This is a genomic window from Bythopirellula sp., assembly GCF_041737835.1.
GTDB lineage: Bacteria > Planctomycetota > Planctomycetia > Pirellulales > Lacipirellulaceae > Bythopirellula.
This window is the reverse complement of sequence record NZ_JBGSQY010000049.1, coordinates 19,750-43,442: the sequence shown is the minus strand read 5'-3', so window position 1 is coordinate 43,442 and position 23,693 is coordinate 19,750. Positions and strand designations below refer to the sequence as shown.

At 52.4% G+C, this 23,693-nt stretch carries 19 protein-coding genes and 1 pseudogene; 9 read left to right on the top strand and 11 right to left on the bottom strand.

Annotated features, from left to right (window positions below):
* The first annotated feature begins 69 nt into the window (after window positions 1–69).
* Window positions 70–1,968, top strand: coding sequence for a hypothetical protein (locus AC6T8Q_RS14895; protein WP_500679830.1), 1,899 nt, complete (start codon window positions 70–72; stop codon window positions 1,966–1,968).
* On the opposite strand, the gene aroF is transcribed toward AC6T8Q_RS14895, so the two are convergent.
* From aroF to AC6T8Q_RS14880, 3 genes are all read right to left on the bottom strand, one after another.
* Window positions 1,969–3,000 (bottom strand): 3-deoxy-7-phosphoheptulonate synthase, encoded by a 1,032-nt coding sequence (gene aroF, locus AC6T8Q_RS14890; RefSeq protein ID WP_500679829.1) that lies wholly within the window; start codon window positions 2,998–3,000, stop codon window positions 1,969–1,971. It abuts the gene before it with no gap.
* A gap of 309 nt (window positions 3,001–3,309) precedes the next feature.
* Window positions 3,310–3,498 carry a DUF1328 domain-containing protein gene (locus tag AC6T8Q_RS14885; protein WP_496922176.1) on the bottom strand — a complete coding sequence of 63 codons (189 nt, stop codon included), beginning with the start codon at window positions 3,496–3,498 and terminating at the stop codon, window positions 3,310–3,312.
* Between the two features lie 103 nt (window positions 3,499–3,601).
* Window positions 3,602–4,447 carry a hypothetical protein gene (locus AC6T8Q_RS14880; RefSeq protein WP_500679828.1) on the bottom strand — a complete coding sequence of 282 codons (846 nt, stop codon included), beginning with the start codon at window positions 4,445–4,447 and terminating at the stop codon, window positions 3,602–3,604.
* A gap of 174 nt (window positions 4,448–4,621) precedes the next feature.
* On the opposite strand from AC6T8Q_RS14880, the gene AC6T8Q_RS14875 reads away from it, so the two are divergent.
* A complete protein-coding gene (locus tag AC6T8Q_RS14875; protein ID WP_500679827.1) occupies window positions 4,622–6,178 on the top strand; it encodes a sialate O-acetylesterase in 1,557 nt (518 codons plus the stop codon).
* A gap of 42 nt (window positions 6,179–6,220) precedes the next feature.
* On the opposite strand, the gene AC6T8Q_RS14870 is transcribed toward AC6T8Q_RS14875, so the two are convergent.
* The 3 genes from AC6T8Q_RS14870 to AC6T8Q_RS14860 form a co-directional block, all read right to left on the bottom strand.
* The gene (locus tag AC6T8Q_RS14870; RefSeq protein WP_500679826.1) at window positions 6,221–7,534 is read right to left on the bottom strand and encodes a (Fe-S)-binding protein; all 1,314 of its coding nucleotides are present in this window, start codon (window positions 7,532–7,534) and stop codon (window positions 6,221–6,223) included.
* A 10-nt stretch (window positions 7,535–7,544) separates the two neighbouring features.
* Entirely contained in the window at window positions 7,545–8,933 is a 1,389-nt protein-coding gene (locus AC6T8Q_RS14865; RefSeq protein WP_500679825.1) for an FAD-binding oxidoreductase, read from the bottom strand.
* Window positions 8,934–9,401: 468 nt separating this feature from the next.
* Entirely contained in the window at window positions 9,402–11,570 is a 2,169-nt protein-coding gene (locus AC6T8Q_RS14860) for a carbohydrate kinase family protein (protein WP_500679824.1), read from the bottom strand.
* 525 nt (window positions 11,571–12,095) lie between these two features.
* Between AC6T8Q_RS14860 and AC6T8Q_RS14855 the strand changes: the two genes are divergently transcribed.
* Window positions 12,096–14,042, top strand: coding sequence for a primary-amine oxidase (locus AC6T8Q_RS14855; RefSeq protein ID WP_500679823.1), 1,947 nt, complete (start codon window positions 12,096–12,098; stop codon window positions 14,040–14,042).
* A 4-nt stretch (window positions 14,043–14,046) separates the two neighbouring features.
* Window positions 14,047–14,373, top strand: coding sequence for a hypothetical protein (locus tag AC6T8Q_RS14850; protein ID WP_500679822.1), 327 nt, complete (start codon window positions 14,047–14,049; stop codon window positions 14,371–14,373).
* Between the two features lie 8 nt (window positions 14,374–14,381).
* On the opposite strand, the gene AC6T8Q_RS14845 is transcribed toward AC6T8Q_RS14850, so the two are convergent.
* Genes AC6T8Q_RS14845 through AC6T8Q_RS14825 form a run of 5 tightly spaced genes read right to left on the bottom strand, consistent with a single transcriptional unit; the run spans window position 14,382 to window position 18,720 of the window.
* Window positions 14,382–15,329, bottom strand: a complete 948-nt coding sequence (locus AC6T8Q_RS14845) for an N-acetylglucosamine-6-phosphate deacetylase (protein WP_500679821.1) — start codon at window positions 15,327–15,329, stop codon at window positions 14,382–14,384.
* Window positions 15,330–15,337: 8 nt separating this feature from the next.
* Complete coding sequence (locus tag AC6T8Q_RS14840) at window positions 15,338–16,081, bottom strand: glucosamine-6-phosphate deaminase (protein ID WP_500679820.1); 744 nt, start codon at window positions 16,079–16,081, stop codon at window positions 15,338–15,340.
* 39 nt (window positions 16,082–16,120) lie between these two features.
* Window positions 16,121–17,047 carry a sugar phosphate isomerase family gene (locus AC6T8Q_RS14835; protein ID WP_500679819.1) on the bottom strand — a complete coding sequence of 309 codons (927 nt, stop codon included), beginning with the start codon at window positions 17,045–17,047 and terminating at the stop codon, window positions 16,121–16,123.
* Window positions 17,048–17,051: 4 nt separating this feature from the next.
* A complete protein-coding gene (locus tag AC6T8Q_RS14830) occupies window positions 17,052–17,807 on the bottom strand; it encodes a PIG-L deacetylase family protein (RefSeq protein WP_500679818.1) in 756 nt (251 codons plus the stop codon).
* A gap of 58 nt (window positions 17,808–17,865) precedes the next feature.
* Window positions 17,866–18,720, bottom strand: coding sequence for a phytanoyl-CoA dioxygenase family protein (locus AC6T8Q_RS14825; protein ID WP_500679817.1), 855 nt, complete (start codon window positions 18,718–18,720; stop codon window positions 17,866–17,868).
* 231 nt (window positions 18,721–18,951) lie between these two features.
* On the opposite strand from AC6T8Q_RS14825, the gene AC6T8Q_RS14820 reads away from it, so the two are divergent.
* The 5 genes and pseudogenes from AC6T8Q_RS14820 (at window position 18,952) to AC6T8Q_RS14800 (ending at window position 23,634) form a co-directional block, all read left to right on the top strand.
* Window positions 18,952–19,776 (top strand): helix-turn-helix domain-containing protein, encoded by an 825-nt coding sequence (locus AC6T8Q_RS14820; RefSeq protein WP_500679816.1) that lies wholly within the window; start codon window positions 18,952–18,954, stop codon window positions 19,774–19,776.
* 384 nt (window positions 19,777–20,160) lie between these two features.
* Window positions 20,161–20,292, top strand: a pseudogene (locus AC6T8Q_RS14815) (LacI family DNA-binding transcriptional regulator); the annotation flags it as partial.
* A gap of 183 nt (window positions 20,293–20,475) precedes the next feature.
* Complete coding sequence (locus AC6T8Q_RS14810) at window positions 20,476–21,228, top strand: substrate-binding domain-containing protein (RefSeq protein ID WP_500679911.1); 753 nt, start codon at window positions 20,476–20,478, stop codon at window positions 21,226–21,228.
* A gap of 95 nt (window positions 21,229–21,323) precedes the next feature.
* On the top strand, window positions 21,324–22,103 hold the full coding sequence (locus tag AC6T8Q_RS14805) for a hypothetical protein (RefSeq protein ID WP_500679815.1): 780 nt from the start codon (window positions 21,324–21,326) through the stop codon (window positions 22,101–22,103).
* Window positions 22,104–22,227: 124 nt separating this feature from the next.
* The gene (locus AC6T8Q_RS14800) at window positions 22,228–23,634 is read left to right on the top strand and encodes a right-handed parallel beta-helix repeat-containing protein (RefSeq protein WP_500679910.1); all 1,407 of its coding nucleotides are present in this window, start codon (window positions 22,228–22,230) and stop codon (window positions 23,632–23,634) included.
* Window positions 23,635–23,693: the final 59 nt, after the last annotated feature.

Sequence of the window (23,693 nt, the reverse complement as noted above, 5' to 3'; positions counted from 1 at the left end):
GCCAGACGCCGGAACAGCATCTACTAACTTACTCACCAGCTCACCCCAGACTTACTCACCTGCCTTCTCATGGCGAGCACGGAACTTTTCAAGGTGACTTGTTTGACCTGTCAGGCTAGCCTGTCAGTTCGCAATACTGCGCTCATCAGCCAGATCGTCGGTTGCCCGAAGTGCAACAGCATGGTCGAGATCACACCGCCAGCTCCCAAGCCAGCACCCGCACCAACGCCTGTTGTTGCCACGACGGCACCTGCACTCAGCGAATCTGTGTTTGAAGAAGAATTCGAAACACCTGCTGCGGAACCAACGGCAGAAGTCGAATCGCCCGCCGAGATCACGAGCGTGTTGGAGTCGGGCGCGACATCAAGCACCAAATTCATTCTGTGGGCCGCGGCGAGCTTTGTCGTTGGTGCCACAATCACCGGCATGTTCTTGGTATTGCGACCCGGAGAAACCTCGGACATCGCCGTTGCTGCACCACAAACAGTAGCTCCTGCAACGACAACTCCTGTCACCGAGATTGAGCCCACTAAGCCAGAACCCGAAGCAGCCAAAACGCCTGACGCTGCTGACACTCCCAAAAAAGAAGCTGTTTCTACTAAGACTGCAAAGGAACCGTCGGTTGAAGAGAACCCGTTCGACGTTGAAGCCACGGACGTAGATCCACCGCTCACGGGCGAAGTGAAATTACCTCCTCAAGAAAGTATCTCGACCGAGCCAGCCGTCACTCCCACGGAAGCGGAGCAAGAGCCGCAAAAAAAATTGGTGATTGGCATCGTCGATGAACCCCGAGTCGCGCGGAAATTCGACCCTTTGGCCCTCGATCCCGAACAACTCAATCTCAACGCCGTGAGCGAGGCAGGGCAGGGGGATCTTCCTGCCGATGCTGGAGAAGATCAAGCAGAGCCGGGTGAAAACGAACCGCAAGAAGAACCGCTTCCTGTCGTTGTGAGTACTGCGGTCCAGCTTAACCCCAAACAGGGTGGCGAAAGTGGGCGGCGATCGGCCGCGGTTCAGTTGGAACGCAGTCTTCCGGCCGTGACTGTTCAGGACATGCCTCTCCTGAGTTTTATCACGTTCATGGGGCAACTCTCCGGTGTGCCAGTGAGCGTCACCCCCGAGCAACTCATGATGGCGGGGACAACTCCCGGCAAACCTGTTTCGCTCAACATCACAGAAACCACTTTGGCCGACGCGCTGAAATCCGTCTTGGATCCCTTGCATCTGGAAGTTGTGACCGATGGCCCCCAGATTGTGATCGTGCGCCAGGATGCCGCTAAGGTTCGCAGTGTCAATTACCCCATCGACGATTTGCTCGGCAGCGACACGACGGCCCAGCAATTCGCTGATTGGATTCAAGCGCTCGTCGCCCCCGAGTCCTGGCAAAAGAATGGCGGTGACGGCAAACTGACTGTTTCGGGCGATTCACTTGGCATCGAACAGACTCAGGCCGTGCAGTATGAAGTCCTCTTTTTCCTGGAACGGATTCGCTTAGCCAAAGGCCTGCCGCTCCGCAGTCGCTATCCCAAGCGTCTGCTTTCCGCCAAGCCGTATGGCGTGGGGATTGCCGACCGCTTGAACGCACCCACAACCTTTACGTTCTCGCACGACACTCCGCTCGCCGAAGTGTTTCACCACTGGCAAGGCGAGGCGGGACTGCCGATCTTTGTCGATTGGCCCGCTCTCGCGACGGTTAAAATCTGGCCCGATTCGCTCGTAACGTGCCGTGTTGCTAATGAACCGTGGCATCAAGCACTCGACACAGTGCTCGAACCACTCGGCCTCGGTTGGCGCGCCGCCCCCGGCGGAGGGATTCAAATCACGTCGCTAGCCAGACTTCAAACGGAACCACGGCTCGACATCTATCCTGCAGGCGCATGGCGGGGCAACGCCGACCACGCGACCGTCATCGACGACCGCGTGAACAAGCTTACGTACGTGCGCGCACCGGCGAGTGCAAGTCGATAATTACACCGCCACCGCCGCGCCCAGCGTGCGATCCACGGCGTCGGCAATTCGGCGGCAACCGGCCATCATCTCCTCGAATTGGGCAAAATTCAGCGATTGGTAGCCATCGCTCATCGCCTTGTCGGGATTGGGATGCACTTCGACGATTAAGCCGTCGGCCCCCGCGGCGATCGCGGCTTTGGCCATCGCGGGAACCAAACTCGTATGGCCGGTGCCGTGGCTGGGGTCGATTACAATCGGCAAGTGGGTACGTTGCTGCACGTAGGGCACCGTGGCCAGTGGTAGAGTGAAGCGTGTGTGGCTCTCGAAGGTGCGGATGCCGCGTTCGCAGAGCATCACATTCTGATTGCCGCCATCGAGGATGTATTCGGCGGCTAGCAAAAATTCGTCAATCGTCGCGCTCGGACCACGCTTGAGCAGGGCCGCGCGGTGCGATTTGCCAACGGCCTCGAGCAAGCGGTAGTTCTGCATGTTGCGAGCACCAATTTGCAGGACGTCGCTGTATTCGCTCACCAAGTCGACGTCGTCCGGCGAAACCACTTCGGTGACAATTGCCAGTCCGGTTTGTTCACGAGCTTCGGCCAACAGTTTGAGTCCTTCCTCTTTAAGCCCTTGGAAGCTGTAAGGACTGGTCCGCGGCTTGAATGCCCCGCCACGCAAGGCCGAAGCCCCAGCAGCTTTGACGGCATGGGCACACGCCAGGATTTGCTCTTCGGTTTCGACCGAGCAAGGTCCCGCGATCACGCCAATCGAACCGTTGCCAACCGACAAGCTGCCGGCGACGATTGTCGAGCTTTCTGGCTTGAGCTCACGGCTCGCTAACTTGTAGGGGGCCAGAATCGGCAAGACTTCGTCCACGCCGGGGCAACTTTCCAGCGAGCTAATCCCCGCGACGCGTTCTTCGCCCACCGCCGCGATGACGGTTCGTTCGGTCCCTTGAATCACCACGGGTTTCAAGCCAAGGGCCTCGACGTGGGCCACGGCGTTGTCGATATCGGATTGTGATGTGCCGCGTTTCATGACGATGATCATTTTTGCTCCAGAATAGTGTGTGATTTGTCTTTGCTGTTATGAATTGATAGTCGGAACTAACCCACCCAAAAACGAAAAAACCCCGAGAACCTTGCGGTGCTCGGGGTTTGTGTTTCGTAAGCCTGCTTATGTTCAGCTGCTACGCACGTCCTCCGGGCCCGCTACTTGTAAAGTAAAAGTAGCGAGTGGTGCTAAACCAAAAGTTGCCGTAGAAAGCTGACATGCCTGTATTCTTGCCAGGAATCGGGAGGTTGGCAAGCGGAAAATTTTGAGGAGTGCTTAGAGCCCTGTTTTCGACAGTTTTCCTCCCTACGTCACCGCATCGACCGCCCCGACGCCCAATAGCACCATCACGAATAGAATGATCGCGATGACCAGGAACAAGCCGAACAACAGCCGTGCCACCGTCGCCGCGCCAGCGGCTAAACCTGTAAACCCGGCTGCACCAGCAAGGACGGAGACGATCAGCGCTATGATTGCCCAAGTAATAAGGCCCATAATTATTCCTCCCTAGAAAGCACGTTAAAAATACCTGTTTCCGTCAGGATGAATTTGCAAATCACGTGCCACTTTCTTCATCAAGCTGGCGAATTGAGAGCGGCTAGGGTGCGTCGACCGTTCGACGAGCCGTTTGCAAATTTGCCGATGTGAGAGAAGGAAGTTGGACGGCGACCACCTGACCAAGCGGGCGGTTAATTCCAAAGAATTTGCCGTGAACTGTCGTGTCCCAAGCAAAACCTTGGCCTGTGATTGGCACATGCCATGTCTCCACTAAACGCAATGTCGAAGCTGAGTGGGGCAGGGCGAGCTCATACAATTCGCCGCGGTCGTGGCCCGTGCAGTAGAGCATACCATTGCGTGCCCAAGCACCTCCTGAGCAACTGTGAGGTTCAAATCTTGCGACGACTTCCTGAGGAAAAACCCAACCTGCCATCCGCCGCCACTCACGGTCGAACTTAACCAACGACGTCCAACGGGCATCCTTGGCGTGAGGGTCGTCGTTCACTTTCTCCGAGTAATGCCCGAACACGGCCCACCAAGCATCGTCATGCCAATCGACCCACGTGAGCGATCCTTCACAAATCCCTAAGCTGTGTGATCGCACATGCTCAAGGTTTTGCGTATCCCAAATTTCAATCGAACTTACTTCGGGATAGCTCGGGAAATTGGAATGGGCACAAATCAATTCACTGTTGAGTACGATGCCCGAATTCAGATGCACGAGCGGCAGTTTTTCGCTTGCCGTCCAGCGGTTCACCAGCTTGCCAGTGTTCTTGTCATATTTGCCAATCACTTGATTGCCAATCGCATAGAAATGTTCTCTATCAACTGCCACGGCCTGGGTTGCCTCAGGGGCAACATAGTGGCGCAACTCGATGGCGTCCTCCGCCAGCAAGACCCTTGCGGTGGTTATGTGCAACAGCAAGCTCAAACATAACAGACGCACGCTCGATCTTCCCCCCTGATATTGCTTAAGCAGCCTTACTAAATGCAATATGGCAAATGAGTGTGAAGTTTCGATGAGGCGGCAGACTTTACTCAACACGGGGATCGGAGTAACCTCTTGGGAGTTGGGCGCGTACGCCGCTTTTCAAATCCTTGTCCTCCTTGCGGAACTTCCATGCGTTGCTTCATTGCGATTGTCTCGCTGCTCGGCTGTTTGTTCATTCTGCCAATTGCCCACGCCGATGTTTCGCTGCCGACGATTATCGGCGATCACATGGTTCTGCAGCGTGACCTGGAAAACCGCGTCTGGGGTTGGGCCGAACCGGGTGAGAAGGTGACGGTCACAATCGCTGATCAAAAACACTCCGCCACGGCCGACGACAAGGGGAATTGGGAAGTCAAGCTCGCGAAGTTGCCAGCCGGTGGTCCGCATGAATTGAAAATCGTTGGCAAGAATTCACGCACCATATCAGACGTCATGGTGGGCGAAGTATGGCTCTGCTCCGGCCAATCGAATATGGAATGGTCCGTGGAGTTGGCCTACGACGGCGATCTCGAACAATTGATCGCCGACAATCCCAACATCCGCTTAATCACCGTACCACACGTGGGAACTCAAGAACCGCAAAAAGATTTCCAGGGCGAGTGGCAAACGGCTTCCCCCCAAAGCGTGAAAGAATTTTCGGGCGTGGGTTATTACTTTGGCAAGCAACTGCAAGAAACGCTCGACGTGCCGGTGGGCTTGGTCGACGTTTCCTGGGGCGGCTCGGCCTGCGAAGCCTGGATCGAGCGAAGTTTGCTGGCTGACGACGAACGCTTTAAGCCTCTGCATGATTATTGGGTCGAATTCGAGAAGACTTATGATTACCAAAAGAAAAAAGCCGAGTGGCAAGCACAAGTCAAGAAGTGGGAAGAAGGAGGCAAACAAGGCCCCGCGCCATGGGAACCGGCGGATGAAATGAAATCGCGAAATCGTCCGGCGAACATCTACAACGGCGTGCTGAAACCGATTCTCGGCTACGGCATTCGTGGCGCGATTTGGTACCAAGGAGAAACCAACGCGGGACGCGCGCATCAGTACCAAGAACTCTTTCCGTTCATGATCGCCAGCTGGCGTAAGGATTGGCAGATCGGCGACTTCCCCTTTTATTGGGTACAACTTGCCGACTTCACCCGCGAAGTTCCCGAGCCCGGCGAAAGCGATTGGGCCGAACTCCGCGAAGCCCAAACGCTCACGCTCGATAAGCTCCCCAACACGGGCCAAGCCGTTATCATCGACATCGGCGAAGCCGATGACATTCATCCCCGCGACAAACGTGACGTTGCCTTACGGCTGGCGCGTATAGCACTCGCTCAGGATTACGGCATGAAGTTGCCGTACACGAGCCCACGTTACAAATCGATGAAGGTTGAGGGCAATAAGATCGTCGTAACGTTTGAAACCGGCGAACATGCCGAGGGTGCGCTCAAGGCATTCGATAAGAACGAGCTGATGGGCTTTACGATTGCCGGCGAAGACAAAAAGTTTGTGCCGGCTCAAGCCAAAATCATTGGCAATAACCAAATCGAAGTCTGGAGCGATGCCGTGGCCAAACCCGCGGCGGTGCGTTATGCGTGGGCGAACAATCCGGTCTGCAATCTTGAAAACCGTGCGGGACTGCCCGCTTCGCCATTTCGCACCGACAAGTGGCCTGGAATTACTGAAGGGAATCTCGCGCCGCAGATCAACTAGAATGCTGGCCCACCGATTTGGTCCATTATCGAGTCGTAGGAATCACTCTCGAGCATACGCCTCGGCCAACAAGTTCACCGGATGGACAACTTTGACATGGGCCAATGCTGGATCGGCTGCCAATCCTTGAGACAGCTGCAACTGACAACCTGGGTTGCCGGTGGCCACGACTGAGGCACCGGTCGTTGCTATATGTGCCAGCTTGCGCTGAAGCAATTTTTCCGCCTGCTCGGGTTGTGAAATGCTGTAGATCCCCGCGCTGCCGCAGCACCAATCGGCTTCTGGCAAACCTACTGACTTGACTCCCGGCAGGGAGTTAAGGATTTCGCGTGGTTGCTTGAAAACTTTTTGGCTATGGCACAAGTGGCAGGAATCATCATAAGTGACGCAGACTTCACCTGGAGTTGGTGATTTGGTCGGCACGCGATATTCGATTTCAACCAGCCATTCGTGAATGTCCTTGACCAGCGAGTCCCAGCGCGCGGCTTTCTCAAAATATTGGGCGTCACTCGCCAGCAGCGAGCTGTAGTGCTTTAGATGCGAGCCGCAGCCCCCAGCGTTGGTGATAATCGCGTTGATGCCATCCAGATCGAAACGATCAAGCGTTCGCTTGGCTAACTCTTGCGCGCCGGCGAGATCGCCATTATGGGCATGCAAGGAACCACAGCAGGATTGATTTCGTGGTGTGAAAACTTCGCAACTATTAGCAAGCAGCACATCGACAGTTGCCCGATGCACGTCAGCATAAAGCAAATCTTGCACGCAACCCGTCAGCAGTAAGACGCGATACTGGGGAGTGGTCGGTCGTTCCCATTCCGCGATACAGCCCGCGGCAAAAGGTGCATTGATGGACGGTGTTCGCGCTTCGAGTCGTCGCAAATTTCGCGGCAACAACTTCATGACACCTAGCTTACGCAATAGCGTTTGCAGGCCGCTACGTTGATAAAGCCACAACATCCGTCCCACGAGATGCAATAATCGTGGCCGCTTAAACAGGCAATCCAAGGCAAGCCAGCGATAGAAGTTTCGCTTCGGCGAACTGAGGATTTCGCGGCGTTCCACTTCCGCTCGAGCCGTTTCAAACAGGGTCGTATAACTGACCCCTGCTGGGCAAGCCGTTTGACAAGCAAGACAGCCCAGACAGTAATACATTTCTTCCGCGAAATCTTGGCTAATCGGCAAAGTCCCATCGGCAATGTCGCGCATCAAAGCGATGCGGCCACGGGGACTATTTCGCTCGCGGCGTGTTTCGTCATACGTCGGGCACGTGGGCAAACACATGCCGCAATGCATGCATTGCTGCAACACGGAATAGTCCAGGGCGACCAGCAAGTTTTCGGAATCAGCTTTAGTCATCGTTCAGCGGTTAAAGGTCAAAAATCTTGCCGGGATTGAGCAAGCCATGAGGATCAAGTGTTTGCTTGATCTTCTTGAGCAAATTATAGCTCGCATCCCCAAGTTGCTTTTTCAAAAAGGCTTTTTTGGCCAAACCAACTCCGTGCTCTCCCGTAATCGTGCCACCCAGTTCAAGCGTTCGATCAACAATCTCTTCCAGAGCAAGTTCCACCCGATGCATTTCGTCCGCGTCGCGCTCGTCTGTCAAAAACGTTGGATGCAAGTTACCATCGCCCATGTGACCGAATGTTCCCACCAGCAAGTTGTGCTTCTGAGCTGTCTGGCTGATGAAAGAGATCATCTTCGCCAGTTCGCTGCGAGGCACGGTCACGTCTTCCAAAATCGTAGTAGGGCGAACCCGAGCCAAGGCTGAGAATGCACTTCGCCGTGCCAGTCGCAGTTTGTCTGCTTCCGCTTCGTTCTTGGCTTCTTGAACGACGATCGCGCCCCGCTTGCGGGCAATTTCCAACATTGCCTGGATTTCTTGTTCAACCACAACTGCCGCGCCGTCGGATTCCATGAGCAGCAACGCCGCCACATCTGTCGGTAATCCCACTTTGCTGAAATTTTCGACGCAACGAATGGTCTGTTGATCGAGGAACTCAAGCGTGCAGGGGACGATTCGATTGGCGATGATCTCCGAGACGGTTTCCGCAGCCGCTTCAGGAGTGGCAAAGCCCGCGAGAATCGTACGGCGAGCTTCGGGCCGTGGTAGTAGTTTCAGGAGGACTTCGGTAACAATTCCCAGCGTGCCTTCCGACCCGATGAATAAGTCACGCAGATTGTATCCCGCGACGTCTTTGACGCATTTGTTGCCGAGCCATAAAACTTCGCCGTCGACGGTGACGACTTCGAGCCCCATCACATAATCGCGCGTCACGCCATACTTCAATCCGCGCAATCCGCCGGAATTCTCAGCAACATTCCCGCCGATCGTCGAGATCTTCTGTGACCCCGGATCAGGTGGATAGAACAGTCCGACTTTGGCGGCTTCTTGATCGATTGTCTGGGTGATGACACCCGGCTGGCACCGCATGGTCAGATTCTGTTGGTCGAGTTCGAGAATCCGATTCAGGTCAACCGTACACAACACGATGCACCCATCAACCGGGACGCTTCCACCACTTAGCCCCGTACCAGAGCCGCGGGTCACCACCGGCAAGCGGGCTTGATAAGCTACTTGTAAGCACTTGGCAATCTGCTCGGTGCTTTGTGGAAAGATCACGCAAGCCGGTCGTTGCCGCAAAGCTGCTGTGCCATCAAAGCCATAGGGGGCGATGTCGGTCGGCGAAGTCAATATCTTCTCCGCGTCAACGATCTGAGCTAGTTGATCGATCAGAATCGGCGAAGGAGAAATCATGACAAACCGTGAGGCGAGAATGGAAGTATATATAAAACAGCATCAACGGTGCGGAAATCGTCGTTTGCCTACGAATTCATGAAATGGGAGTAGACACAGCTGCCAAGAATGCCAACCAGGGCGGATAAAAAGTTAGGCAGGAGGAGGGGGACGAACCCTCACGCCCTTGGGCGCACGGATCTTAATACGGCCAGAGGTTTCCTGTCCATCGTCAATTCCGATCTTATCAGAGATTATCGCACACGCGAACGTATCTGAAAAGGGCTGAACCGGCGTAGTGGCGTAGTGGATTGATTAAGACGAAAGCATGGACGACACCGACCTCATAACTCACCTCCCCGTTGGCAATTTGGATGACGAGCCGCTTCAACCATCTGGGTTGTATTTTTGAGTCTCGTTGTGGTGCGCCTTCTCGTAATACTGGGAATCCTAATCTAGCTGGAGCAACATTGAGCGAGAAGCTTCCTGTTAAGACCGATCGAGAGTCAACTGTCTTCCGATCGAATCATCCACCGCTTTGCGGTTCCAGCCGGCGTGAATTCGTTCTTCGAGCTTCTCAAGGGAAACCATGTTCTTGCTGGGATCACAGCTCTCGACGCTAGCGGCACCCACGGCCACAGCTGTTTCCAACGCTTGCGATGGGGTGGCATTCCGAACTAGTGCGGCAAGAAAGCCCGCGATTGTTCGGTCGCCGGCCCCATTGGTCGATGTGACTTGAACATCAAAACATGGCGAATAGAGTTCTCGACCCAACCATTGTTCAATACCGGTCTTATTCTGAAAAAAAGCTCGTGAAATCCGATTCGCATCAGCAGAGGTTTTCATATAGAGGCCGGACGAGCCGAGTTTCAACACGACGATCGGGGTTCCCAGTCCGATCAACTGATCAGCGATGCGGCTCAAGGTGTTGAGAGAGAATTCTGGCTCAGTGTGATTAGCAGTCTTATCGCCTAACATAAACACGATCTCCTCGAGGCTCGGCAGGAAGAGATCGACGTGAGGCAGTACTTCTTTCAGCCAAGCCATCCAGTCGATCTTACCTGCTGCGGCGGCTGGATCAGGCATCGCCATATCTAGGGAAGTCATCGTTCCGAGTTCTTTGACGCGGCGAAAGAGTTGGGCCATGTTGGCGCCACCGTCATCCCAGAATTTTTGCATCAACGGCGGGTAGCCGAAGTGAAAAATCTTCGCACCGCTCACTTGAGCAAGATTAATATCATCCACGTTAAATGTGTCGTTGGCTGCGGGGAAGTGAAGAAAACTCCGATCCACACCCGGTGGACTGATCACAACCGAGTAACTCGTGTTTTGCTCCGGAGCGACAATCATTCCATCGCTCAGGCTTGGATCGATGTCATCCAACAGACTGAGAAGTTGTACTCCAAAGGGATCGTTGCCAATCTTGCCCATCAGAGAAGTCGCGATTCCCAAGTGATGCAGCGCCAAACCTGTGTTGGCCACGCACCCACCCGTTGCATACGCTGTCGGCCCAACTTCACGGAGTTGGCCCGGTTCGATAGGCGCCTGAAGACCTCCCTGCGGGAACGCTGGCGTGACGTCGAGACATATATGACCCGCCACCACAACTTCGGGCACCAAATTCCGACTCTCTGTTTGTCGCGAGGCCAATTCTTTGCGGCGTGGTTTGGCTGAATAGTCAAACGAACGTTTGCTCGATGATAGGTCGTCTTCCAGAGAGCGCAGCGTCCGAATGCCGAGGCGAGCAAGTTGTCCGTGATAGGAACGAACAGCCTCAGCGGGGTCCGTGATTTCTCCATCGGCCAGATAACGCAGATGCTGGATAAAGGAGAGTTGATGCTCCGCGTTATTGATCATACGACCATACAATGCGACGCGTGCACCATACTTCTTGGCTTCCCAAAGTTGGTGGAATGCATCAAACGTCGTGCCAGCCGATCCTCCCAGAATTCCCACAATAAGAGAGGAATCGTAAGATACGAGCTCCTCCAAAGCTGCGGGGCCGTGATACACCATTTTTAAGAATAGCGGTCGGCCACGCTCCGCAATACCAGCGAGTGTCCGCACAATCTGGTCGTTAACGTAGGAACCAACATCTGCAATGGGATGTGATGGCAAGTTGGGATCGAACACTTCCAGAAAATGACGAAAGCCGTGTTGCTCGGCATTCTCACGAAACGCTCGATAAGCATTGAGCGACTGAGTATCGAGCGTCGAGTCGTTGTTGAACGTCACCGAGTAGAGTCCCAGATCGGCTCCATGTGTTTCCGTCGAGCCATGTGTCAACGACGCCGTGGCAAACGGCAACGAAGGTTGCTGCGGATAAATTCCGCCCCGTGCCAGCCAAATGTCGGTCGTGTCGTTGGCACGAATCGCCGGCGTAACCGAGCTGTTCTCAAAGAGTCTTTCCTTGACGGTCAGTACTTCGCTGGTGCTCACGCTCATCAGCATGATGTCGATCAAACCTTGCTCGACATTCTGGCGGATGAGCTCACGGAATTCCCGCAGCGTCCGCCTGCGATTTTCTTCTCTATCTCTGCCTGGGGCAGCGATGCCAAACGCCATGTCCGCGTCTTTAGCGTCTGCCAAAATAAAATCGCCGCATGAGGAATCGGCAAGAATGTTGACCAGTTTTTGATCGAGCGATTTCGTAATCATAGCAGCCCCAGGCGCAAGCCTCGGGATATGGCATTTTCAGAAGGGTTTCTAGTGCATCTCGGTCGCGACCGTTCCGATGCCACCACGATAGTAACTGGGACGCACGTTCGGGTGATCGGCAAGGAGTTCTGGTCTGATGGGCATCCGTTCAAATCTGACAGAATCTTCGATGAATGGCAATCGATTCAGATTTTAGACACATGGAAGTCCGATCGTGTTGTTGTGTTAAATTTCTACAAAAAGATTTATCGTGGACTTTAAGTGTTTGTGATTAGAACAAATCTTCGAAGAGGCCGTGTCTTAAACTTTAATGCTTAATGTTTACTGCCGTAGTCACAATCTTTGCATGAAAATTTGAAGGCGTGCTGTGAACTGCGAAAGCATGCCATGCAAAATTTAGATGAGTGTGTGTACGTGCAAATATGCTTGACGTTGTATGCTGACGTGGCTAGTCTGAAAAACCAAGGCGGCCGTAAGTTGAACATTGAGTATTTTAAATCTTATGAACAATATGGATCGCCCAAGATGGTTTCTGGACTATGTCATCCGCTAGAGCCACTCACCGCTGGTGAGGTTCAGCAGGTCGTTGATATTCTTAAAAGTGCCGACAAGGTTACAGCCTCGACACGGTTTGTTTCGGTCAGTCTTGACGAACCTGCCAAAGAATTCGTTTATTCGTTCGCAGACCACGCTGCATCGCCGCGGAAAGCGTTTGTCGTCTTGTTCGACAATGCGATCAACGCCTGCTACGAAACAGTTGTATCGGTTGCGACTAAAGAAGTTGAGTCCTGGCGACACATTCCCAATGTACAGCCGACGATGACGATCGACGAGCAGGTGGAATGCGAGCACGCGGTCCTCTCAAGTGAGCTGTTTCGCGACGCGCTCAACAGACACTATGGAATTAATGACACCGCACTTGTGATGGTCGACATCTGGAGTGCCGGGAATTACGGTTCCGTAGAAGATTCGACTCGACGACTCGCCCGGCCTTTGTGTTTCCTGCGAACCGACGCCACAGACAACGGTTATGTGCGGCCGATCGAAGGTTTGCGACCCGTCGTCGACCTCAACACGATGGTGGTTATTCGAGTTGAAGAATACGGTGAATGGCCGCTTCCGCCCGGGGAATGCAACTATTCGAGCGATCGTGTGTCGAATCAAAGGAAAACAATTAAGCCGCTTGAAATCGTGCAGCCGGAGGGGCCAAGTTTTGAGGTAAATGGCTACCAAGTGAGCTGGGAAAACTGGAAGTTTGTCGTGGGCTTCAATGCCCGCGAAGGTTTGACTCTCCACCACCTCCGCTATCGTGACGGTGATGAGGATCGATCAATCCTTTACCGTGCGTCACTCACAGAGATGGTCGTCCCCTATGGAGATCCCACGGAGACACAACGACGCAAGAATGCGTTCGACGTGGGCGAGTATGGCATGGGAATGTGCGCGAATAGCTTGGAACTCGGTTGCGATTGCTTGGGACATATTCATTATTTTGACGCCCATTTAACGACGAGTCGCGGCGAGCCACTGTTGGTTAAAAATGCCATTTGTATGCACGAGGAAGACTTCGGGATTCTATGGAAGCATACCGACCGAAGATTGAATGTCCCTGAAGTCCGCCGGTCGCGCCGATTGGTCGTGTCTTCAGTTTCGACCGTCGAAAATTACGAATACGGCTTCTTCTGGTATTTGTATCAAGACGGAAATATTGAGTTTGAACTCAAACTCACCGGTATTCTTTCGTTAGGCGCAGTTCGCCCTGGCGAATCGCCTCTCTATGGCACGATGGTTTCTCCGCAGCTTTATGCTCCAAATCATCAGCACTTCTTCAATGTGAGATTGGACTTCGACTTGGATGGTGTCGAAAACTCGGTTCAGCAAATCGATGTGGTCGCCGAACCACCCTCGGAATCCAATCCGTTTGAAAATGCGTTTTACGCAAAGTCAAAGACTCTTACGACGGAAAGCGCAGCCAAGGCTAATCTTTCGCTCGAGATGGCGCGGACTTGGAAAATCATCAATCCAAACCGGCTTAATAGTGTTGGCCAACCTGTGGGTTATCGTTTTATGCCGGGCGACAATTCGATTCCCTATGCCTCGCCTCAAGCGTGGTGGCGAAAGCGAGCAGGTTTTGTTGATCATCATGTTTGGGTTACGCCCAATCGTTCGGATGAACGCTTTGCGGCAGGCGACTACCCCAATCAAAGTTCCGGCGGTGACGGGTTGATTCGTTGGACCGCGGCTGACCGGCCAATCGAATCGACGGATGTCGTGTTCTGGTACACCTTTGGTCACACGCACTTGCCTCGACCAGAGGACTACCCCGTCATGCCAGCGGCCTATATTGGTTTCCTGATCAAACCATCAGGATTTTTCAGCATGAACCCTGCCAACGATGTGCCGCCAAGTTCAAAGGCGACAAATAAGTCGAGTTGCTGTTCTCCCCAACTTGTCCAAATTGCAAAAGGTTGAACCCATGTGCCCCATTTGTTGGACGACTGCGATTGCCTTGTTTGGATCGCTGTTGGCTGCCTCCGCCACCATGGTAGTTGGGCGCGATCGCGTGGCCCAAGGCATCATTGTTTACCTTTTGGGATTTGCTGCTCTTAACAGGGCAGGGTATTTCGATTCGCAGTGGTGGCTGTTCGGTGTCGGAATAGTTGCGTTGCTGATCCGAATCGTGTGGCTGATGCACCGATTGAAGCACGAAATTCTTATCGCACGAATTTGGCAGCAATGTGTCGCTAGTGCGGCGCGGCGGTGCCCAAGCAAACAATCTGTTGTTGACGAGAACCTTGTGTAGTCCGCAGTCTACTGCGCCGCGCTAAAAACCGCGGCTCGAGGGTTGTAATACATCAACTGTTTCAACTCTTTGTCAGTAAATTGTAGAGCTTGCTTTAATAAGCGTTCCATAGTGGGCATGGTCGCTGAAGAACCAGCGAGATGCGATCGGTCGGCGGACCAAGTCGCTCCATGATCGTCGACAATAACTTCCTGATCGGCGATCTTGTAAACCCCGGGCCCAAGACCTGCGGCACTGATCGCGTCGGTTACGATAATCACGCGTTCAAGGCCAGCTACCTTAATATAGTTACCCAATGCCATCCAAGGCACATGAATTCCGTCTGCAATTAAAGTTATCCAGAGTCGGTCCGAGCGACTCAACACGCGTTGAATAATGTTGTCATGTCGTGGCAATTCGATTGGGCAGCCATTGCCGAGATGGGTGAACATCGCCAGACCAGCATCGATTGCAGCATCGAGTTGTTCGAGCGAAGGATTGCAATGTCCCGCCGCAACGCAAATACCTTGATCAGCCAGAGTTTTTGTCACCATCATATTTGGATCACATTCTGGTGCCAACGTGACGATCCGTGTCAAACCGTCGGCCGCATCCAAAAGCCTTTGCATGACATCAACATCTGCAGATCTTACTTCAGCAGCCGGGTGAGTGCCGACAAACCCGGGCTGCTTGAGGATAAATGGTCCCTCGATATGAACACCCCAAACTATCCTTCGCGCGACAGGGCTCATTTCGAGCAATTGGGCGAGTTGCGAAAGTCGCGACGCCATTCGCTCGAATCTATCAGTGATGACGGTCGCAAGTATTCCTTCAACGCCATCGGCTTCGAGACGGAGGCAAGCGTTGTGTAAATCTTCGAGTGTAAGACTGTCACAATTGAAATCGACACCTGCATAACCATTGACCTGCAGGTCGATATAGCGGCCATGACGTTCTGGAACTTTTGAGTCCATCATACGCGTTCCTAGAGCATTGAAGCAGACGCTGGATCAAGATAAAGTGAGGTCCGCAAATGTTCTCTAAGTTTCGTTGCAGGCTGAAGATTACTTATTGGGCAGTTGATTGTGTCGTGGATGGCTTGAGCCTTGCGCTTATCAGGAACGCTGCAGACAATAAATGTCGATTTCATTATCTGACGAACGGACATGCTAATCGCTTTGCGAGGCACGTCATCAAATGAATCAAACCAACCTTCACCGAGCTGCTGCCGACGACAAGCCTCGTTGAGCTCCACAACTATGTAGGGTTGATCCGTATCGAAGTCAGCGGGTGGATCGTTAAACGCCAAATGTCCGTTTTCACCAATACCTAGAAAGCAAACATCAACGGTTTGTGCACTGATTAGTTCACCAAGTCGCGCACATTCCGCGACCACATCACCTTTCCCATCGAAACCTTCGCCATTAACGTAGTGAAATGTCCCGATTGGCACTCGATCAACGAACCGTTCTTTCAGATATTTGCGAAACGACGCTGGATGGGTCGAAGGCATTCCGATGTATTCATCGAGGTGAAATGCCGTGACTTTCTGCCAGTCAATTCCAGGTAATACTACGAGTGCCGCCAGCGTGTCAAATTGGGACGCGCCCGTCGCAACGACGATCGTAGCATGTCCACGAGCTGCAATCGCGTTTCTGATTTGAGTCGCGCCCTCTTCGGCTGCTCGCGCTCCCAGTTGCTTCTTGTTATCACAAATTGAGATCTTCATTATCTGCTCGTTAGATTTTTTGTAAAAGAGTGCAAGAGCTCAATGCATTTCGGCTTCGACCCGCCCAATCCCACCGCGATAGTAGTTGAAACGAACGTTGGGATGATCCGCCAGCAACGACATAGGAACGCTCGAGTCCGCCAAACCTTTGCTGATCATGAGCGCCGTAAGTCGTATGCCGAAAGGATTGTCGTGATTCCCAGCATGCCAGATCGAGACACATTCTGACTTCCAAGTCTCGTGCGGACCCACAGTCGCCGCTTGAAGAGGAACTTGTGGAATGTACCCGCCCCCTGATGTCCGCGCGTTCTGAATGACAGTGACCGGATGCAGTTCCGTAATACGAGTTTTGAGTTGGCGGTATTCTTCTGGGCTCGGAGGCTGATCCGTATATGCTCCTTCACGCTTAGGAGGATCATTGAATGCCCAATGCTTTACTTCCCCTTGCCCGCCTTGCATGAGCACGCAACGAACCTCATCGTAAGATTGAGAATAGGCTTCCAAATCGATGGGGAAATGAATGTTTTCTTGTGGCATACAAAATTCAGGGCGAATACGGTTGAAGCACAATTCCATGTCAGCTTTGGCAAATGAGAGCGGATGATCGATCGAAACCGCACGACCAGCTTCAATCCATTCATCCATTCCCCAGAAATGTGCGTTGTGGAGTTTCAGTTCCAGGCAATTCACGATTTGCGCAACCAAGGGCAGTTGCTCGGTAGGACCGATCGGTCCGCAAATTCCGGCCGGCGAGTCTGGTGTTGCCTGCTTCCATGCCTCGATATATTCCAGGGCCTCCGCATTGTAGAATTCCTCAAGAGTATCGTAGATTGATACCCTGAATCCATCGCGGGAAAGACCTTTCAAATCTTCGGCTGTCAATCTTGCCGCGTCCTCAAGAATCGCCGAGTCGAGGGTCGTGTAGTCCCACCATCCGGGAGCAACCTTACTGATTGGTCGTGGCATCGCGTTAATTACCTCCAAGTACTTCGAGAAGAATATCGGATTGCGGGTAGGGGTGTCCCCGGTGCTGCACGAACGCCTCGGCGTACTGAGTTCCTAGTTGTTGACCTCGCATCGCGCCGTGCTGTTTCATCGAATCAAGATACTCATCCATCCCATGATGATCACGCAACCAATCTCGCTGCGATGCATGACAAGCGAGCATTTCGCACTTCCGGTCAATCAATGCCGAAATATCAACGCTGGTCGTCGTCGACACCAACTCGCCAGTGTACGGGTCAGACCCATCAATCGGATCGCAATAATAGAGCCAAGGAACCGCGGATCCTGGCACAAGAGGTGATTGTGTGACATTCGGCATAGCGAAAGCAAATGATGCACTTCGTGACAACAGATGCACTTGCTCATGATCAAGCATATAGTCATGTCGTGGATGTGTAAAAACGATCGAGGGCGCGATCTTCCGAAACAGCTCAATTGCCTTACGGTTTGCTGACTGATCGAAAATCACATTCGCGTCGAGTAGTTCCAAGCAGTGATAGATGGCCCCGATTTTTTGTGCGGCTGCCGTAGCTTCGTCGCGACGAAGCTTTTTAATTTCGTGAGCTGGTAATTTGGTAGACCCGCAGTCACCGGCCGAGGCAGTCGCGATATGGATTTCATAACCCGCATCGGCCAAGCGAATCAATGTGCCAGCACACAGGATTTCTGCATCATCGGGATGGGCCAAGAAAGCCAAGACCCTTTTTGGGCTATTCACCATATCTCTCCATTACATTGTTGTGGCGCGAGATACCAACGTGCTCTGCCTGAATTGCACGCTACAGGATTGGCGATTCCACTGGCAATTGCAAGCGATTTGGTGTACGTGATAAGACTTCGTGTGGCCAGACGATTTTACGCTGCTGAGGAGTGAGACGATCCAGAAGCTCTGGTGATGGTCGGTAACCGTGCCGAAACATTCCCCATGATGGACCATATCGATAGACGATAATCCGCCGCTGACCCTCGACTCGCGTACGTTTAGCTGAACCGTGGCAAATTGTGTCGGTGAATATGAGAGCGTCACCTGCCTTCATGAACACCTCGATCGCTTCTGGCATGCCGTCGCCACTTTTCTGGTCACCACTCATAGCAAATTCACTCATCAGAGGATGCTTAATGTTTTGCTTGTGGCTAGCAGGAATGATGGTCGTTCCGCCATCGCCGGGGCCGATATCTGTTAGTGCGATCAGAACATTAACCTGCATGGCCATAAAATGACCGTTGCGAAAGCGATATTGGTTTCGTTTGGACCAACAATCACCACCTGAATGCATGCCAATCGATTCGCCGACCCCTCTCAACGATGCAAATGCCTCGTCAATAAACATGGGACCGTGAGCCTGATCGAAAGAATCTTGCCCACCAGCGAATTTCAGCATGTAATCGTGCCATGCAGGGTGGTCGATCAGCTTTTCAAAAGCCGGCCCTGCCTCATAAATTTGTTGCAGATTTACGCCATTCTTCTTGTCGAAACTGTGCGAGTGAACATAGCCGTACCATTCCCCTGGGTCCATCTCCGGGATAGCGTCGATTCCGCGATTTAAATCAAGAACTTCCGCTTCGGTGAGCGCACCTCGAAGAATGAAGTAACCATTAAGATCGAATCGGTAAACATTCATCGGATCGATCATGCTGGAATGCTCTCCTTACTGTCTTTTGGTCTTACTGGCACGTGAGTCAAGAATGGCAACTCTTTACCGGCTAGCCCTAGGGCACCTTTATGCTCTTAACCATACAGCAATACTTCTCAAAAATCTTCCTGGATATTCGCTTCTTGTTCCTGTATTCTAAGGCTTATGGCACGTCCTCAACTCTCCAGCAGTCTTGCGCCCTCGTATGGGCTCGCCGCCTGGAGCGGCCAAATGCAAGGCATGGCCACACCGCACAAGCACTTCGATTTGGAACTCAATCTGTTGGTGCGGGGAGTATGCAATTACCATATCGCTGGACAGCGGGTCGTTGTGCCGCAGGGAAGGTTGTTGGCATTGTGGGGCGCGACACCTCATCGCTCACATAGACTCTCGGACGATACGTTCTTGATCTGGACGACGATTAGCCTGTCAAATGTCTTAAATTGGCCTATAAATAAGCATTTTCTTAGCTCATTGCTCAAGAAGGGTTGGGCAGTTGACAGCCTCTCTTATGAAACCGATGAGCCAATGATGCGTCGTTGGGTATGTGATCTGAGCGAAGGAGATGATGCAGTTAGGGAGATTGTGTTGCTTGAATTACAGGCGCGGTTGTATCGCTTAGCAACCTCGGCGATGCATTCCAATCGCAAAGTGGGACAAACAGTCTCGATTGGAGAGCATGAACGCACAATCCTTAGTGTAGAACGATTTATTTCGCTTAACTTCCGTGAGCCTCTTACAATAAAGGATATTGCCAAACAGACTGACCTGCACCCAAATTACCTCATGTCGCTCTACCGGAAGTACACGGGGATCACCTTAATTGATTCGGTCACACAGCACCGGATCGCTTTCTGCTTGCATGAATTGGCACTGACGGACACCCCCATACTCCAAATCAGTCTTGCCGCTGGGTTTACAACATCGAGTCGCTTTTACGATGCCTTTAGTCGTGAGGTGGGATGTTCTCCCAGCGAATATCGGAGGAGAGTATGGTCTGAGCGACACTCTCGCGAACCCTTGCGGAATTCACCTACGAAAATCGATCGTATGTAGGCTTGGCTTCAACTGGCGAACCGAATCGCCATGCACGCATTTGCCGGCTGACACCCAATGCTTGTCGACAAACTTGAAGTGCCATCCAAAACCAGTGGGATAGCCGTGGACAACCTCATCTTCTTAAGGTTGAGTCGATTTAATCTCGCACTAAACGACAGTAAACAATTACGCAATAATGTTTACTTAAGGTCTATCTAAAATGTTAAGAATTTTGTTGCGTTTTAGGTTTACTCGGCTACAATGCGTCTTGATATAGCACTTTTTGTGATACATCACTGCTCTTCAGCCTTCGAACATTTACATGAGACATTCAATAATGTTTAGTAAACTAACGGTGGCTAGTTCGATGCAAGAGATAAAGTTTAGGTGCAAAGGGTAGGCATGGCGACAATCCGCGATGTAGCTCGGGAGGCGAATGTTTCCCCGAGCACCGTTTCTCTTGTTCTCAACAACCGCGGGAGTATCTCCCGACAGACCGAACGGCGTGTGCATGAAGCCGTTGAGCGGATGGCTTATCGACCTCAACGCCAGGGTCGCCCGATTCAAAAAGTGATTGAGAAGGGGCATTCGAAAACATTGAACATTGCAGTCGTCTGCGCGCAGCCGGTGGTCTTCAATGGAGTGGTATGCACTTTATCACGTCAATGGTTGACAGCAATTCGTCGAGAAGTGGTTGGGAGCCGACATGTCTTGTCAGTGTTCACGGGCGTACGCCATGTTAGCGAAGACTTCATGTTTCAACAGGTTGTTGATGCGCGGGAAATCGACGGTGTGATACTTATCGGCATTGAGGAAGGTGACGGCTATTTGCAACGAGTACTCGATGCACGTCTACCGGTCGTTGTTATCAATCGCAAGCCAATGTACGACGAGTTTAGCTATGTCGGCATTGACGAATACGGCGGTGGCCGACATGTGATGGATTACTTGGTTGGGCTCAACCATAAACGGATTGCCTTGATCTTGCACGAGGCGACTCACGACGGCAGGCCATATTGGCGCGATGGTGCTCTGGCGGGTCTTCGAAACCATGATATGGATTTTGTTTGCGTTCAGCAGTTCCCGTTTCGATCAGGTGGTTACACACACGTTGAGATTATTACCGAAGCATGCCATGCCGTGCGTGATTCGGGAGCCACGGCTGTTTACATTTTGGGCGACAACCTAGCGGCTCAGTGTATCGACATTTGGACCGAGATGGGTGTGTCGATTCCCGGTGAATTGTCAGTTGTGGGAACTGACGATGTCGGGCCCGCGGCGAATTGTGGATTACTTCCAAGTTCCGTGGGCTTCGATAAGCGTCTCATAGGAGAAAAGGCCGTCCAAATTCTCCTCGAAAGTATGGATTCGACAAATCCTTCGCAGAGTCAGGGGCATATCGTGAAGACCTACATAGTTGAGCACGACACTACGGGACCCGCGCCTAGGGAAAGTGCGGTCAATGTGTAGGCAGACAGAGTGAATTGTCCGGTACGGAAGGGGTAGCACGTACCGGCACGTATTTCGTATTTACTTGTGACATCTTACATCTAAGGGGAAAGCTAATGCACGCTGATTCACGTATCACTCGAATGCTCGCAGCAGCAGTTGTCGTCTGTCTGTTGTTGTCCAACTGGTCTCAAGCGGGTTTGGTTACGGGCTCTCCGGTAGGAGTTTTCACAACCAACGATTCCAGCAAGGACAATGTACTAACACAGGCTTCACCATCGTTTGTGGCCGATTTGACGACTTATGCGACGTTTACGAGCCAAGTTCATAGCCTGTTGGGAGTTGTTAACAACTTTGAATCGGACTTTGAGCATCAAGATGCCAGTTCTCCTGATGGAGTACACGGCGATATTGCTCTGCCCTATGCAATGGTGGGTCGGAAAGCAAACGGCGCTAACGGCACGGTGCTTTATAAGTTCGTTGTTGAGAACGGGTACAAAACGGGAGTTGGCGGCACGATTACGGCCAATATGTACTTCCGTCATGAACCAGATACACAGCATGGCGATAATGCGTGGATTGGCGTGAGCACGACCGCGGACGTAGCCGCGAATTTTAGCGGAATCGACAATGACATTGATTTTGCCCGAGTCACGATGAGTGACCTTTTTACAGGCGGATTCGCCACCTTCACAGGTGTTGCCAATCTGAGTGTTCCTGAAGGTGTTAGCGAGTTTTATGTGGCGTTTAGCGATGTTTATGCCTCGAATTTCAGCAGTGCACGGTTGGCGATTACTTCGCTAAGCGTGGATGCGAATCTCGTGGCTGCGGTGCCTGAACCAGGGTGCATCATGCTGATTGCGATTGGTGGTGCCTTGGCATTACTACGAAGATAAGCACGAAGATGGGATGAGGAAGTCAGGTGTGGGTGATCGCACCTGGCTTCCCTAGCTTTTGTTTTGAAATTGAAATAGTTAGAGAAAGTTTTTGTTGACCACTCTGATACAAACATTGACGTTGATGCTGGTGCGAAGAAAAGTAAGTGGCTTTGTCGCTACAGTCTTTCTTGCTCTGTCACAGTGTTTCTGCGCAGTCGCATATGCGCAATTACCTGTGGGTTTCGTCGACGCTTCAACATTCGGCTACAACCCGGTGGACGCGACATCTGCCCTCCAGGCGGCGATCAACACTGGTCAGAATGTCTATGTTCCGAGCATGGCGTCGAACTGGAATGTTCGACCAATTACGTTGACGCACTCGAACCAAGAAATTCGGTTTGAAGACGGAGTCGTGGTGGCTGCTAAGGCTGGCGCCTTTACCGATGTCGACGACGCGTTGTTCACATCGGTGGGCACAAGCAATGTCAAATTAAGTGGCTATGGGGCGACTTTTCGCATGCGAAAAAGCGATTACCAAGGGCCTAGCTATACTCCCGGAGAATGGCGGCACGGTGTCAATCTGCTGGATGTTTCAGATTTTCAGATCGAAGGATTGCGAATTGAGGATACCGGCGGGGACGGCATCTATGTGGGGACGAACTCGCAAACTGGTTATTCGCAAAACGTCACTATTAAGGACATTGTTCTGAATAACAACCATCGACAAGGCATCAGTGTGATCAGCGTTGAGAACATGATTGTCGACAATGCTGTCATCAGCAACACCAGTGGCACCGCCCCAGAGGCAGGCATTGATTTCGAAGTCAACTATGAAACACAACGTATCGTAAACGTCGCCGTTCGCAACAGTATCATTGACGCGAACAATTCGCACGGCATTCTCTTTGCCGGCTACAGCGACCTCGGCGAGAACGAGATTACGGTCGCAATCGAGAATGTAACAATTTACAACAATCAGGCCGAAGGCATCAGCATGGTTTATGGTGCCTACCCCGGCGTGACAATCCAAGATTCATTGATCGTCAGTAATGGTGGATATGGAATCGTTGGGACAACGCTGACGAAAGAATTGAGCCTGGGTGACTTTAATGGGACGGGGCCGTCGCGAACATCCTTCGATCACACAGCACTGTGGAACAACGGAGATGGTGCTCTTATTGGTGCCTATGTTGGCTGGGTCAAGTTAGGGACGGGAAGTCTCGTGCGCACCGCGCCAGTTTTCTACTCAACCGATCCTAGTAGCCCTTATTACCTGTACTTGGATCCAAGCACGCCGCTTTCAATATCGCAAGGTGCGCAAGATGGCGGCTACATGGGGGCGCGGCCGGTCTATACGGGACAAATCTTGGCCGGAATTGACGCCGGTAGCTATACCGGGACCGACAGCCGATCAGTGCCCGAACCGAGTGCGCTATTGCTGATCGCCATTTCAATTGCTTGCTGCACTGGTGGAGCAAGACCCCTAGGCCGTTGTATGGCCCCTGAAGCAGTGTTCGGTCAGAAGTCTGACTCATTAGAAAGCTTGTAAGTCCGCGGTATGTCCTCCTTGAACAACAACTCGTGGCTGTCAATCGTTGTGGCGATATA